This is a genomic window from Faunimonas pinastri, assembly GCF_900110915.1.
Classification (GTDB): domain Bacteria; phylum Pseudomonadota; class Alphaproteobacteria; order Rhizobiales; family Afifellaceae; genus Faunimonas; species Faunimonas pinastri.
The window spans coordinates 85052-99009 of the sequence record NZ_FOFG01000015.1 but is presented as its reverse complement, the minus strand read 5'-3'; the positions used below and the strand labels follow the sequence as shown (position 1 = coordinate 99009).

At 66.3% G+C, this 13958-nt stretch carries 16 protein-coding genes; 9 read left to right on the top strand and 7 right to left on the bottom strand.

The features are described 5' to 3' along the window. The 8 genes from BMY25_RS17225 to BMY25_RS17190 form a co-directional block, all read left to right on the top strand. On the top strand, positions 1–358 hold a 358-nt coding region (locus BMY25_RS17225; RefSeq protein WP_177176831.1), incomplete at its 5' end, for a transposase. 173 nt (positions 359–531) lie between these two features. Then, on the top strand, positions 532–1710 hold the full coding sequence (locus BMY25_RS17220) for a transporter substrate-binding domain-containing protein (RefSeq protein WP_092498835.1): 1179 nt from the start codon (positions 532–534) through the stop codon (positions 1708–1710). Then, a complete protein-coding gene (locus BMY25_RS17215; protein WP_092498833.1) occupies positions 1707–2321 on the top strand; it encodes an ANTAR domain-containing response regulator in 615 nt (204 codons plus the stop codon). Before BMY25_RS17220 ends, BMY25_RS17215 begins: the two co-directional genes overlap by 4 nt. Then, the gene (locus BMY25_RS17210) at positions 2293–3207 is read left to right on the top strand and encodes an ABC transporter permease (RefSeq protein ID WP_428976982.1); all 915 of its coding nucleotides are present in this window, start codon (positions 2293–2295) and stop codon (positions 3205–3207) included. The genes BMY25_RS17215 and BMY25_RS17210 overlap by 29 nt, the downstream gene beginning before the upstream one ends. Continuing rightward, positions 3207–4127 (top strand): ABC transporter permease, encoded by a 921-nt coding sequence (locus BMY25_RS17205; RefSeq protein ID WP_092498831.1) that lies wholly within the window; start codon positions 3207–3209, stop codon positions 4125–4127. The genes BMY25_RS17210 and BMY25_RS17205 overlap by 1 nt, the downstream gene beginning before the upstream one ends. 62 nt (positions 4128–4189) lie before the next feature. Continuing rightward, a complete protein-coding gene (locus BMY25_RS17200) occupies positions 4190–5812 on the top strand; it encodes an ABC transporter substrate-binding protein (RefSeq protein WP_428976981.1) in 1623 nt (540 codons plus the stop codon). Next, positions 5802–6746 (top strand): acetamidase/formamidase family protein, encoded by a 945-nt coding sequence (locus BMY25_RS17195; RefSeq protein WP_092498829.1) that lies wholly within the window; start codon positions 5802–5804, stop codon positions 6744–6746. Before BMY25_RS17200 ends, BMY25_RS17195 begins: the two co-directional genes overlap by 11 nt. After that, positions 6743–8539: an ABC transporter ATP-binding protein gene (locus BMY25_RS17190; protein WP_092498827.1), complete on the top strand. Its 1797-nt coding sequence runs from the start codon at positions 6743–6745 to the stop codon at positions 8537–8539. Before BMY25_RS17195 ends, BMY25_RS17190 begins: the two co-directional genes overlap by 4 nt. Before the next feature lie 15 nt (positions 8540–8554). Here BMY25_RS17190 and BMY25_RS17185 read toward each other — a convergent pair whose 3' ends face one another. From BMY25_RS17185 to BMY25_RS17170, 5 genes are read right to left on the bottom strand one after another with little or no spacing between them, the layout of a single operon-like run. Beyond that, positions 8555–9118 carry a GntR family transcriptional regulator gene (locus BMY25_RS17185; RefSeq protein WP_092498825.1) on the bottom strand — a complete coding sequence of 188 codons (564 nt, stop codon included), beginning with the start codon at positions 9116–9118 and terminating at the stop codon, positions 8555–8557. Continuing rightward, positions 9030–9299 (bottom strand): GntR family transcriptional regulator, encoded by a 270-nt coding sequence (locus tag BMY25_RS21485; protein ID WP_092498823.1) that lies wholly within the window; start codon positions 9297–9299, stop codon positions 9030–9032. Before BMY25_RS21485 ends, BMY25_RS17185 begins: the two co-directional genes overlap by 89 nt. 9 nt (positions 9300–9308) lie before the next feature. Then, positions 9309–10151, bottom strand: coding sequence for a M20/M25/M40 family metallo-hydrolase (locus tag BMY25_RS17175; RefSeq protein WP_238858395.1), 843 nt, complete (start codon positions 10149–10151; stop codon positions 9309–9311). Then, positions 10118–10402 carry a hypothetical protein gene (locus BMY25_RS21240; RefSeq protein ID WP_238858394.1) on the bottom strand — a complete coding sequence of 95 codons (285 nt, stop codon included), beginning with the start codon at positions 10400–10402 and terminating at the stop codon, positions 10118–10120. Before BMY25_RS21240 ends, BMY25_RS17175 begins: the two co-directional genes overlap by 34 nt. After that, positions 10387–10620: a hypothetical protein gene (locus tag BMY25_RS17170; protein ID WP_092498821.1), complete on the bottom strand. Its 234-nt coding sequence runs from the start codon at positions 10618–10620 to the stop codon at positions 10387–10389. The genes BMY25_RS21240 and BMY25_RS17170 overlap by 16 nt, the downstream gene beginning before the upstream one ends. On the opposite strand from BMY25_RS17170, the gene BMY25_RS17165 reads away from it, so the two are divergent. Next, positions 10619–11530 (top strand): DUF3829 domain-containing protein, encoded by a 912-nt coding sequence (locus BMY25_RS17165; RefSeq protein ID WP_092498819.1) that lies wholly within the window; start codon positions 10619–10621, stop codon positions 11528–11530. The two genes, BMY25_RS17170 and BMY25_RS17165, sit on opposite strands and share 2 nt — an antisense overlap. Positions 11531–11550: 20 nt before the next feature. Here BMY25_RS17165 and BMY25_RS17160 read toward each other — a convergent pair whose 3' ends face one another. After that, a complete protein-coding gene (locus tag BMY25_RS17160; RefSeq protein WP_092498817.1) occupies positions 11551–13107 on the bottom strand; it encodes an ATP-binding protein in 1557 nt (518 codons plus the stop codon). After that, complete coding sequence (locus tag BMY25_RS17155; RefSeq protein ID WP_092498815.1) at positions 13104–13832, bottom strand: response regulator; 729 nt, start codon at positions 13830–13832, stop codon at positions 13104–13106. The genes BMY25_RS17160 and BMY25_RS17155 overlap by 4 nt, the downstream gene beginning before the upstream one ends. Positions 13833–13958 lie beyond the last annotated feature (126 nt).

Below are 13958 nucleotides of genomic sequence, written 5' to 3'. Positions count from 1 at the left end.
GCTGCTGATCACCGCCGGCCAGGCTTCGGACAAAACCGCCGTTCCGGACCTGCTGGTCGGCCTGCCCGCAGCCGGAGCACTCGTTGCGGACCGCGCTTATGACAGCCGCGCCATCCTCGATCTTGTCGCCAAAACAGGCGGACAGGCGCATATCCCCACCCAGAGCCGGGTCCGTGTGCAGCGCTCCGTCGAGCCAGCCCTCTACCGCCGGCGCAACCTCGTGGAGCGGTTCTTCTGCAAGCTCAAACACTTCCGCCGTGTCGCAACGCGCTTCGACAAGCTCGCCCGAAACTTTCTCGCAGCCGTCCTGATCGCCTCAACACGCCTATGGCTGAGAGCTTATGAGTCTACGACCTAGGCAGATTGCGCAAAGTTTCATCGAGCGGGCATTCCGGTCTCTGGCCCGCTTGACTCCCCCCTCTCGGTCGATACGTTCGTCTCAATCGGCCTCTTCGGCCACCCGGCAATTGCGCCCCGCGATCCATCTTTCCGATGGCGTGGGGTTTTTCGTTTTGGAGCTGGCGCACCCTCATGGAGAGGATCTTCGATCTCGGCGTGCTTTACTCGACGGAAGGTTCTTATGCTGCTCTCGGGCAGCAGGGTCTCGCCGGCGCGCGCATGGCGATCGACGAGGTGAACGCATCGCCGGATTACGGCTTCAGCTTCCGCGCAGAGATCGCCGATCCGCGCGGTCGCTTCGACCGGTACGGCCCTATGTGCGACGCCCTTGTCCGCCCGGGCCGCGTTCGGCACGTGATCGGCGGCATCACGTCCTGGAGCCGCAAGGAGGTGATCCCGGTCGTCGAGAAGCACGAGGCGCGCCTTTGGTATGCCTGCCCCTATGAGGGCTTCGAGGCCAACGACCACGTCTTCTATCTCGGGGCCTGCCCCAACCAGCATGTCCTGCCGCTCTTCGCGCATGCCTTCGAGACTTTCGGCACGCGGCCTTTCCTGGTGGGCTCCAATTACATCTGGGGCTGGGAAAACAACCGGATCGCCCGGGAGCTCGTGACGCATGGGGGCGGCGAGGTTGCGGGCGAGCGCTGCCTGCCGCTGGGCGACACGGACGTGGGAAGACTGATCGCGGAAATCCGCGAGACGCGTCCGGATTTCGTTCTCAACAATCTGATCGGCCCGTCGAGCTACGCCTTCCTGCGCGCCTACCATGCGCTGGCGCAGGAAGACGCCGCGTTCCTTCCCGAGCGCCGTCCGGTGCTCAGCTGCAACCTCACGGAACTGGAACTCGATATCGTCGGCCCCGCCGCGATCGGGCACATCGCCACCGCGAGCTATTTCGACAGCATCCCGACCGGGGAAAACCGCGCCTTTCTGGGTCGCGTGGCGGCGCGGCTCGGCCCGAAACAGCGCGTTTCCGCCTTCTTCGTCGGCGCCTATTCCGCCGTGCTGCTGCTGGCGGAGGCGATTCGCCGGACCGGCACCGACGACCCCGCCGCGATCGATGCCGTGGCGGCCGAGTGCCGCCCGATCCTCCCAATGGGACCGCTTGCCCTCGATCCCCTCACGAAGCATGCGGTCCTGACCCCATGGCTCGGCCGGGCCGTCCCCGGCGGACGTTTCGAGCTGCTGGAGGAGACGGGCCGGATCGTGATGCCGGATCCCTACATGGCGTCGCCCTTGCAAGACGTTCGGGGTCTCGGCGATCCGACATCCCGCGCCTCGCAGGCGCCGCGGCTGAGGCTGGTGCAATGACGCGAAGCTTACCCGCTCCCCATTTCCGCAGCTGGAAGGCCCTGGTGCTTCACCGCGCCCATCCCGCCGCCGATGCCCTGCTGAAGCAGCTGGAGAAGATCGGCGTCGCAGCCGAGCAGTGCTGGCCGGATCTCCCGTTCAAGGACCGCGGGAGTTCCGAGCGCCCGGACGTGATCTTCTTCGATGCGGACATGGGTTACGACGAACAGTTCCCATGGGCGCCGGGCCAAGCGCCGATGCCGCAGATCGCCATGATCGGCTCGGAAGCACCCGGGCGCATCGAATGGGCTCTGCGGCAGGGCGCGGACACGCATGTGCTGAAGCCGATCGGATCGTCCGGGGTCTTCGGCGCACTCCTGATCGCGCATCGCGCTTTCGCCCGTCGTCAGGCGCTGGAGGCGGAACTCGCCGCGCTTCAGGACAAGCAGGGCCGTCGCACCGCCGTCGCCCGCGCCACGGCGCTGCTGATGGTGCGCGACGGGCTGAGCGACAAGGACGCGTTCCGCCGCTTGCAGACGCTCGCCATGGCCTCCCGCCTGTCGCTGGAAGACGCTGCCGACGCAACCCTTGCCCATTTCGGAGATGCCGATGTCGGTCGCAACCGCGCCTGAGCCGGTGCCGGCAGCCCGGCATGCACCATTCCAGCCGCCCGGCATTGTCGGGCAGCTCCTCCGTCGGCCGTTGGCGCTCTTCGGCCTCGTCGTCATCCTGGCGATCGTGGTGCTCGCGGTGACCGCGCCGTGGATCGTGCCGTTTGATCCGAACGAGCAGACCTTCGACGGGCTGACGCTGGAAGGTTCGCCACTCGCGCCGAACGCCCGGTTCTGGCTGGGCACCGACCTGCTCGGCCGGGATCTCCTGTCCCGGCTGCTTTATGGCGCGCGCACGTCGCTGCTGATCGGCATCGCGGCGAACGGCATCGCCGTGGCGATCGGTGCCTTCGTCGGCATAGTCGCCGGGTTTTTCGGCGGCATCGTCGGCGCGGCGCTGATGCGCTTCACCGACCTGATGATGGCGTTCCCCGCGCTGCTGCTGGCCATCGTGCTGGCGGCGCTCTTCCATCCCAGCCTCTGGATAGTGGTGCTCGTCATCGCGATGGTGAACTGGGTGCAGGTGGCGCGCATCATCTACACGGAGACGCGCTCGCTGGCGCAGCGCGAGTTCATCGAGGCGGAGCGCGGGCTGGGCGCCGGTAATGCCCGCATCCTGTTTCGCCACGTCCTGCCGCATCTCCTTTCCACGGTGGTCGTCTGGGGCACGCTCGGCATCTCCACGACGACGCTGCTTGAGGCGACGCTCAGCTATCTCGGGATCGGCGTGCAGCCGCCGACGCCGAGCTGGGGCAACATCATCTTCGAGAACCAGACCTATTTCACCTCGGCGCCCTGGCTCGTCTTCTTCCCGGGTCTCGTGATCATCCTGCTGGCGCTGTCCTTCAACCTCGTCGGCGACGCGCTGCGCGACATTCTCGATCCGACGCAGAAGGGTCGGCACTGATGGCGGCCTATCTCCTGCGCCGGCTGATCCAGGCCGTGCTGATCCTGCTCGGCGTCAGCATCGTCACCTTCCTGCTGCTCTTCCTCGTGCCCGCCGATCCCGCCCGGCAGATCGCCGGCCGCAGCGCCACGCCGGCGATGGTGGAAAGCATTCGCGAGCAGCTCGGCCTGAACCTGCCGATCTACCAGCAATACTGGCGCTACCTGAGCGCGCTGCTGCATGGGGATCTCGGCCGCTCTTACCTGCAGCGCACCGACGTCTCCACGCTGGTCTGGGCGCGGCTGCCGGCAAGCCTGCTGCTGATGGCCGGCGGCATCGTCTGCGAACTCGTGCTCGGCCTCACCATGGGACTGGTCGCGGCGTTGCGGCGCAACAGCCGGCTTGACCAGGGGCTGATGATCGCCTCCTTCGTCGGCGTTTCCGCGCCGCAATTCGTGGTCGGCATCCTGCTGCTCTACGTCTTCGCGGTGAAGCTGAACTGGTTTCCGATCGGCGGTTACGGCAGCTTCTCACAGCTCGTTCTGCCGTCGCTCACCCTCGGCGTGCTGGGCGCCGGCTGGTACTCGCGCATGATGCGCTCCGCGATGCTCGACGTGCTGCGGCAGGACTACATCCGCACCGCGCGCGCCAAGGGGCTCGCCCGGCTGCGCGTCATTTTCCGTCATGCCGTGCCGAACGCGATCCTGCCCATCGTCGCGATGATCGGCATCGATGTCGGCATCTTCATGAGCGGCATCGTGGTGGTGGAGAGCGTCTACGGATGGCCCGGCATCGGCCAGCTCACATGGCAGGCGATCCAGCGCGTCGACATTCCGATCATCATGGGCGTCACGCTGATTTCCGCCTGCGCCATCGTCCTCGGCAACCTCCTGGCCGACCTGATCGCGCCGATGATCGACCCGAGGATCAAGCTTCGCTGAGCGCCGATGCGCCTCGGCTCAAGGAATAAAGAGGGAGAATGGACATGAAGACGAGGGGACTCCTGCTTTCCACCGCGCTGGCCGGCCTGATCGGGCTGGCGGCGTTCGCCACGCCCGCGGCGGCCTTCGAGGAAAACATCAAGCAGGGCGGCTCGATGGTCGTCACCTACAAGGACGACGTGGCGACGCTCGATCCGGCCATCGGCTACGACTGGCAGAACTGGTCGATGATCAAGAGCCTGTTCACGCGGCTGATGGACTACGAACCCGGCACGTCAAAGCTGACCAAGGACCTCGCCGACGACTACACGGTGTCGCCCGATGGCCTCGTCTACACCTTCAAGCTCCACCATGGCGTGAAGTTCACCAACGGCCGCGAACTGACGGCCGACGACGTGAAGTACTCGCTCGACCGCGCCACCAACCCGAAGACGCAGAGCCCCGGGGCGAGCTTCTTCAAGTCGATCAAGGGCTATGACGATATCGCGGGCGGCAAGGCCGATACGCTGGCCGGCGTCAGCGTCGTCGATCCCTACACGGTGAAGATCGAGCTCGCCCATGCCGACGCCACGATCCTGCAGGTGCTGGCGCTGAACTTCGCCTCGGTGGTGCCGAAGGAGGAGGTGGAGAAGGCGGGCGCCGATTTCGGCAAGCATCCCGTCGGCTCCGGCGCCTTCAAGCTGTCGGAATGGACGCTCGGCCAGCGCATCGTCTTCGAGCGCAACAAGGACTACTTCAAGGCCGGCGTGCCGAAGCTCGACCAGGTCACCTTCGAGGTCGGCCAGGAGCCGGTGGTGGCGCTTCTGCGCATGCAGCGCGGCGAGGTCGACCTGCCGGGCGACGGCATTCCGCCCGCCAAGTACATGGAGGTCACCAAGGATCCTGCCTATCAGGGCCGCATCCTGCGCACGGCCGACCTCAAGACCAGCTACATCACCATGAACACCCGGATGAAGCCGTTCGACGACGTGCGCGTGCGCAAGGCGGTGAACATGGCGATCAACAAGGATCGCATCGTCCGCGTCATCAACGGTCGCGCGACGCCGGCAAACCAGGTCCTGCCGCCGGACATGCCGGGCTACGACAAGGACTACAAGGGCTATTCCTACGATCCCGCCAAGGCGAAGGATCTCCTGAAGGAGGCCGGCCTCGCCGACGGCTTCGAGACGACGATCTTCACCAACAACACCGATCCGAACCCGCGCATCACGCAGGCAATCCAGCAGGATCTCGCGGCGGTCGGCATCAAGGCGACGATCAAGGCGCTGGATCAGGCGAACGTCATCGCGGCCGGCGGCGAGCCGGATCAGGCGCCGATGATCTGGTCGGGCGGCATGGCATGGGGCGCTGACTTTCCCGATCCGTCTGACTTTTACGGACCGATCCTGAGCTGCGCCTCCGCCACGAAGGGCGGCTGGAACTGGTCGTGGTACTGCAACAAGGACCTCGACCAGCAGGGGCTGGACGCCGACGCGATGGCCGATCCCGCGAAAGCCGAGGAACGCTACGCCAAGTGGAAGGGCATCTTCGACAAGGTGATGGACGACGCGCCGTGGGTGCCGGTCTTCAACGACGCCCGCATCTCCGTCCACTCGCCGAAGATCGGAGGCTCCGACGCCCAGTTCCTCGATCTCGTCCACCAGCCCGTCAACTACGATTACATCTACGCGACCGATGTGCAGTAACTGCGACTACACCATCCACGGGCGCCATCATCATTACGGGTGGGATCGTTCGATCCCGCCCGTCGAGACGGTGGCGCCGGGCTCCACGCTGGAGTTCGAGTGCCTCGACAGCGCGTCGGGCCACTACACCCCCTCCAGCACGGTGGCCGATGTCTCCACGCTGGACTTCTCCAAGGTGAATCCTGTCACCGGTCCCATCTACGTGGATGGCGCCGAGCCCGGCGACGCGCTGAAGATCACCATCCAGGAGTTCAAGCCGTCGGGCTTCGGCTGGACCGCCAACATTCCGGGCTTCGGATTGCTGGCGGACCAGTTCGTCGATCCGGCCCTGCATCTCTGGAGCTACGACAAGGCGACACTCGGGCCCTCGGCGTTCTCCAGCTTCGGCCGCGTGCCGCTGAAGCCTTTCGCCGGCACGATCGGGGTCGCTCCCGCTGAGCCGGGTCTGCATTCCGTGGTGCCGCCGCGCCGGGTCGGCGGCAACCTCGACATTCGCGATCTTTCCGCCGGCACAGAGCTTTACCTGCCGGTAGAAGTGGCGGGTGCGCTGTTTTCCATCGGCGACACCCACGCCGCGCAGGGTGATGGCGAAGTCTGCGGCACGGCGATCGAAAGCGCGATGAACGTGGTGCTGACGCTGGACCTCGTGAAGGGCGCCAACCTTCGCATGCCCCGCTTTACGACGCATGGTCCGGTGACACGCCACCTCGACGCCAGGGGATATGAGGTCACGACCGGCGTCGGTCCGGACCTGATGAGCGGCGCGCGCGAGGCCGTCTCGGGCATGGTGGACCTGCTTTCGGGGCAGCACGGAATGTCGGCGGTGGATGCCTACATGCTCTGCTCGGCTTGCGGCGACCTGCGCATCAGCGAGATCGTGGACCAGCCGAACTGGGTCGTTTCCTTCTACTTTCCGCGAATCGTCTTCGAATGAGCCAGATGCCGGCCACGCCCGTTCTTTCCGTGCGGGACCTGAGGACGCAGGTTGCGACGCCCTCCGGCCCGCGCACGGTGGTGGACGGCCTGTCGTTCGACCTCATGCCGGGCGAGACGCTTTGCATCGCGGGGGAGAGCGGCTCGGGCAAGTCCATGACCGCTCTCTCGCTCATGCGGCTCCTGCCCGAGCCGATGGCGCGGGTCGCTTCCGGGTCCGCGATCTTCGGCGGGCGGGACCTCATGGCCTTGCCCGAGGAAGAGATGCGGAAGATCCGCGGCGACGGCATTGCCATGATCTTCCAGGAGCCGATGACGTCGCTGAACCCGGTGCTCACCGTCGGCAAGCAGCTGACCGAGGCCATCCTGGCGCATCGCGACGTCGGCGCGGGCGAGGCGCGGAAGACGGCGGCGGAGATGCTGCGCAAGGTTCGGATCTCCGATCCCGAGCGGCGGCTCAGGCAATATCCGCACGAACTTTCCGGCGGCATGCGCCAGCGCGTGATGATCGCCATGGCGCTGGTCTGCGGGCCGAAGGTGCTGATCGCCGACGAGCCGACCACGGCGCTGGACGTGACCGTGCAGGCGCAGATCCTCGGCCTGATCCGCGATCTGCAACGTGATTTCGGCACCTCCGTGATCCTGATCACACACGACATGGGCGTGGTGGCGGAGATGGCCAACCGCGTCATGGTGATGCGCGAGGGGCGCGTGATCGAGAACGGTCCGGTGGCGGAGATCTTCCACGCGCCGCGTCAGGATTATACCCGAGAATTGCTGGCCGCCGTGCCACGGCTCGGTGCCATGACCGGTCGCGAAGGACCCATGCGGGCAGGGACCGTCGAGCCCGTCGCGGCCGGACGCACCCTCACCAATCCCGCGCCGTTGGTCGAGGTCTCCGATCTCACGGTCCGCTTCGACATCAAGGGCGGACTGCTGCAGCGGACCGTGCAGCGCGTGCACGCGGTGGAGGGAATCAACTTCGCGATCCGCCCGGCGGAAACGCTGGCGCTGGTCGGCGAATCCGGTTGCGGCAAGTCCACGACCGGCCGCGCGCTGATGAACCTCGTGCCGTGGCAGGGCGATATCCGGATCGCCGGGCGCAACACGGCGGGGCTGACGTCGCAAACGATGAAACCGGTGCGCCGCGACATCCAGATGATCTTCCAGGATCCGTTCGCCTCGCTGGACCCACGCAAGACGGTGGGCAGCCTCGTCGGCGAGCCGCTGGCGATCCACGAACTCGCCTCCGGCAGGGAAATCCGGGAAAAGGTCGCGTGGCTCTTCGAGCGGGTCGGCCTCTCACCGGAGCAGATGTCCCGCCACCCGCACGAGTTTTCCGGCGGGCAGCGGCAGCGCATCTGCATCGCCCGGGCGCTGTCGCTATCGCCGAAGGTGATCGTCGCGGATGAAAGCGTCTCCGCGCTCGACGTGTCCGTGCAGGCCCGTGTGCTCGACCTTCTGCAGGAACTGCAGGACGAGCTCGGGATCTCCTATCTCTTCATTTCGCACGACATGGCGGTCGTGGAGCAGATCAGCCACCGTGTCGCGGTGATGTATCTCGGCCAGATCGTCGAGATCGGGACGCGCGCGCAGGTCTTCGAGGATCCGAGGCATCCCTATACGAAGCGGCTGATATCGGCGGTTCCGATTGCCGATCCAAGCCGCCGCCGCGAACATTTCAAGCAGCTGGAAGGCGAGGTGCCATCCCCACTCTGGCCGGCAGGAAGCGGACCGGAGCGCGTAAGGTTAACGGATATCGGCGACGGGCACGCGGTGGCGCTGAACGCCTGAGGGAGCCTGGCGACCTCAGGCGGCGGTGACGGAATTCCTGAGCCGGCGCCGGGTTGCCCCCTCGGGCTGTCGGCCCGGGGACTGCTGGTCTTCCAGCCGAAGCTGTTCGACGGCCGCGTCCCGTGCATTGGTGGAGGAATGCGCCATCGCATTGACCGCGGCTTCGGCGTCGCCTCGCTCCACGGCGGCCAGAACCGCGCCGATCTCCTCCATGCTGGCGGAGAGGCGCCCGGGCCGCGCCATGGCTCTCACGCGCAGCCAGTTGATGCGCGCGTCGAGCTGGCGAAGAAGATCGCGGATCAGTTCGTGATCGACGACGCCCACGAGATGGTCGTTGAAGCGCCGCATCAGCGGCACGATCTCGTCGACCGCATCGCGGGAAGCCGCTTCCCGCACGGCGGTGAAGATCGCGCGAAGCTCCGCCATCTCGGTCGGACTGGCCTTTTCGGTGAAGCGGCGGATCAGCAGGCTCTCGAAGGTCGCGTGCACCTCATAGATTTCCACGGCCTGCTTGGCCGTGAGCCTTGCGACGAGGGGGCTGCGGCGACCCTGCACAGCGATCAGCTGTTCCCGCTTCAAGCCGGCGGATCACCTCCCGGACCAGCGCCCGGCTGATGCCGAGCGCTTCGCAGAGCTCACGCTCGATCAGTCGCGTGCCCGGCGCCAGCTTGCCGGAAATGATGGCATCGCGGATCTGCTCGAATGCCTGTTCCCTGACGAGGACCGGGGGCGACAGGAGATCGAGTTTGTCTGCGAGCATTCACTGGGTCTAGCCCTCCGCCCGGATCACGGCAAGGGTGCGGGCAAGCGCGCTGGCGCGTGGGATCAGGGTGGCGAGTTCCAGGTATTCGTCCGGGCTGTGGGCCTTGCCGCCAACGGGACCGGTCGCGCAAAGCGTCGGCGCGCCCATCGCGGCGGTCAGGCCGGAATCGGCGCAGGAGCGGGTGAACTCGCCGCCGACCTCAAGGCCGACTTCGCGCGCCGAGGCGACATAGAGGTCGAAGAGACGCTTCGCCTCGGGTGTCTGCCGCATCGGCATGAATTCGCCGAGAATGCGGATCTTCGCGCTCGTTCCTTCCACGCTGGTTTCGGTCGCGATCGCCTCGATCGCCCCGATCAGCGCTTCGCGTTCAGCGAGGTTCTCGTAGCGCAGGTCGATGTCGCAAGTGGCATTAGGGGCGACCGTGTTGACGGACTGGCCGCCCGCAACCGTCCCGACATTGGTCGTCGTGCCGGGAAACCGTTTAGGCAACGCCATCCACGCCTCGATCTTGCGGGCAAGCGCCAGGATCGCGCTGTGGCCGTCTTCGAAGTTCAGCCCCGCATGGGCGGCTTTTCCCTTGATGTCGCAGCGGAAGAAGATGCCGCCGCGACGGCCGGTCACCACATTGCCGCTGATCCGGCCGGGCTCGGCATTGAAGACGCAATACGCGCCCTTGCCCTCCCGCTCGATGATGGGACGGGAGCCGGGCGACCCGATCTCTTCGTCGCCTGTGAAAAGGCCCACCAGCGGTAGCTCGGCGCCGCCGTGGCGGGCGAAGGCCGCGAGAACGAAGGCGTTCATCACCAGCCCGGCCTTCATGTCCGCCACGCCCGGACCGAACGCGCGCATGGCCTCGATGCGGAAGGGGCGACGGGTGGCCTCACCGAGGGAAACACGGTGTCGCGGTGCCCGATCAGCACGATAGGGCGGCCTTCCGTCCGGCCCGGCACCGTCGCACGGAAAGCATCGCCGTATTCGCTGACCGGCACCCGCTCGCAATCGATGCCGTGCTCGCCCAGAAAAGCCTGCAGGATCTCGCCCGTCCGGTCGACCCCGGCTTTGTCATACGAGCCGCTGTCCTGGTTCACCAGATCGGCCACATTTTGCCGCCCACGATATTGTCAGACAAGAAGGCAAGTTGCTTTTCGCGCAGCCCGGAGAGGTCGAACTTATCCGCGAGAACGGCATGCTGCCTTCCAGTCCGCCGACGCGCTGCTCGCGGCGGCTTCATGTTGGCCGGGTTCTTTGTTCGTGCAAAGAAGACGGTCCACGTGACCTGGAAGGAAAGACGGATGCGGTTGTTCTTGCGAAGTCTCATGCTGATCGGGCTGGCGTGCGTGTCGCCGGCTCTGGCGCAGCAGCCGGAGGCTCCGACGCAGGCGGAGGCGGCATCGCCTGCCGCCACCGAGGCCGTGTTGGGGAAGCTGAACGCCTATGTCGCGCTGTTGAACCGGACGTTGCGGGCATCGAAATCGCTCGATCGCTATGAGAGCTGGGTCGAGATGAAGAAGGGACCGACGGGGCGCGAGATGAACATCTACGGGCTCTACTCGCTTTATGACGTGCGCTCTGAGATCGGCGAGGCGAGCGCGGCGGCCAGTGCTGCTCCTGCGATGCCGGAGCTCGATGCCGCCATCCCCGCCTATATCGCCGCCTACCAGCGCCTGGCCCCGATCGTCACGAAGGCGGACGCCTATTACGAGCGTGAGGACTACCGGGCCGACAAGATGGCCGAGGGCAAGGCCATGCACAAGGATCTGGCCAGCGCTGGTGACGCCTTCCTCGCTGAGCGCAAGAAGGTCGATGCGCTCTACACCGCCGAGAAGCGCAAGAGCGAGGTCATGGAACTCGCCATGATCGAGCAGCAGCAGGGCAAGAAGGCGCGCTGGCATGTCAGCAACGTCATGATCCGGGCGAGCCATGTCATGGATATTCTGACCGATCCCGACGCCAAGAAACTGGACATGGCCGCCTTCAGGGAAACCCTTGGCGCCTATGCCGGCGCGGTGAAGGACATGGACAATTACAGTGCGGACAATCCGAATTCGTTCTTCACGTTCGAGTCCGAGCCTCGTTCGCTGCTCGGCAAGCTCCGCGGCTTCGACGAGAAGCTGAACAAGTCCAAGGGGCGGCTGACCCAGTCGGCAGGCAGCGACCTGGAGTGGATCGTGAACGACTACAACTCGATGATCTCCAGCGCCCGGTCGGCCACCACGTTTTCAGAATGAGGTGGCAGCCGACCTGACCCTTATTGCGGCTCCCGAAGGGGCGCCCGATCCTCTGAGGCCGCAAGAAGCCGCAGCCTGACAACCTGCAGGAGCCCGCCTTCGGGCTTGTTGCTGAGTTTCAGCGTGCCGTCGTTGCGGGTGATGATCTCGTGCGCGATGGCGAGGCCCAGCCCCGCGCCCGGCACCGTCTGGCGGCGCGCCGGATCGACCCGGAAAAACGGCTCGAAGACGCGCTCCAGCAACTCCTCGGGAATTCCGGGACCCTGGTCCTCGATCCTGATCTCCGCCCATCCATCGATCCGGGCAAGGCTGATCTCGGCGCGTCGCCCATGGGTCGCCGCGTTGATCGCGAGGTTGCGGAGCGCGCGGGTGAGGCCCAGTTCGCCGCCATGGACGCTCATGGGTTCGGCTTCCCGCAACTCCGCATTCAGGCCGAGCGCAGCGAGATCGTCGACGAGATCGCGGAGAAGGAGATCCAGCGCCACGATCTCGGCGGCTTCCTGCCGCGCCTCCTCGCGCACCAGGCGGATCGCGCTATCGGCGATCCGCTCCAGTTCTCCCAGATCCTTGAGCCAGAGAGCGCGGTCCTCCTCGGGAAGGAATTCCGCCCTCAGCCGCATGCGTGTCATCGGCGTACGGAGGTCGTGGCCGGCGGCGGCCACCAGTCGCATCCGGCTTTCCACGGCTGATCGGAGGCGAGCGGAAAGGCTGTTGATCGCGTGGGCCGTGGCGCGTACCTCGGGCGGACCCGATTCCGGCAGTTCCGGCAGGTTGCCGTTCGGCGCCATGGCGACGACCGTGTTCTGGAGAAGCGCGAGCGGCGCCGTGAGCCTCCTCGTCAGATAAAGCGCGATCGCCGTCGCGCCCGCAACGATCAGTGCCATCCAGCCGAGCAGGATGCCCCAGCCGACCAGCGGTGGCGGCAGGTCGGGCATGGCCATGATGATCCAGCTTCCGTTCTTCAGTGGAACAGAGACGGACGGAGGCCCGCGGCGCGGCGGCCCCCCAGGCGGAGGAGCGCCCCGTGGGGGAGGGCCCGGCGGAGGTCCCAACCCGGAAGAATCCATCGGGGGAGGAGGCGGGCGATGGCCTGGCCAGAGGAACGAGAAGAAGCCCGGCGGTGGCCCACCCGGCGGGGGGCCTCTCAGGTCCTCCGGCCAGTCCGGCGGACCTCTGCCCGGATCGCCGGCATCCGGTCCTTCGTCGGTGCCAGCCGCCGGTTGTCCGGCCTCGCGGGGGCGAGGACCTGGCCGATGAGGCAGCGTTACGATCAGCGCGCGAGATTCCCCCAGCCGGGCGACGGCGTCCCGCATGACGGCGGTCAACTGTTCCGAGATCTCGCCGGAAAGCGGCTTGTCGGAAACGCGCAGCCCCGTTCCAGCGAGATTGCCGGAGAACTGGCCGGGATTGGCTTCCGCCATCCGGGAGACCAGCCTGATCTGCGCGGCTGCGCGGTCCAACATCCGGCCCGGGCCGGGTCGTCCGATCACCGCCACAGCAACGAGCGAGGCGAGCGCCACGACGCTGACGATCGCGGCGACGATGAGGATCGCGATCTTGGCGCGAAGCGAGATCACGGAGCGTCGTCCAGGCTGTCCACCTTTGCGGCAAGCTGGTAACCGCCGTTACGCACCGTCTTGAAGAGCTGGAACGTGCCGCCATCGCCAAGCTTGCGGCGAAGCCGGCTCATCAGCACGTCGATTGAGCGGTCGAAGGGATCGGCTTCGCGCCCCTGCGTGAGGTCGAGAAGTTGATCTCGCGACAGCACTCGCCCGGGGCGGTCGAGAAAGACGCAGAGGAGATCGAATTCGGCGCCCGTCAACGTCACGTCGCGGCCGTTCTGGCCGATCACGCGGCGGCTTGCGGGCTCGACGGTGAAATCGGCGAAGCGATAGCGCGGCTTCGGTTCGGCGGTCGGTTGGGTTTCCGAGGTGCGGCGGAGCACCGCGCGAATCCGCGCCACGAGCTCGCGCGGATTGAACGGTTTGCCGAGGTAATCGTCAGCGCCGATTTCCAGCCCGATGATGCGGTCGACATCTTCCTTGAGCGCGGTCAGCAGGATGATCGGCGTCAGGATCGCCCGGCTGCGGAAATCGCGGCATATTTCCAGGCCAGAGCCGTCCGGCAGCATGACGTCGAGCACGATCAGGTCGATGGCGCCGGTCTCCAGCCGCTCCTCGAGTTCGTGCCGGCTGGCCGCCAGCGTGACGCGAAGACCCTGCCCGTCGAGGTAGCGGCCAAGGAGCTTGCGGATTTCCGGGTCGTCATCGACGACGAGAATGTGCGGGGAAGCGGTCTGCATGAGCCTGAGCTAAGCGGGATGCGGTCGCAATGTCATCCGATCCAGCGGCCTCGGACGGTGATTTTTGTAACACAGGATCACTGCCCGAGACGTCGGCAACGTTTCGACATCAAAAGCCGGGCGGAA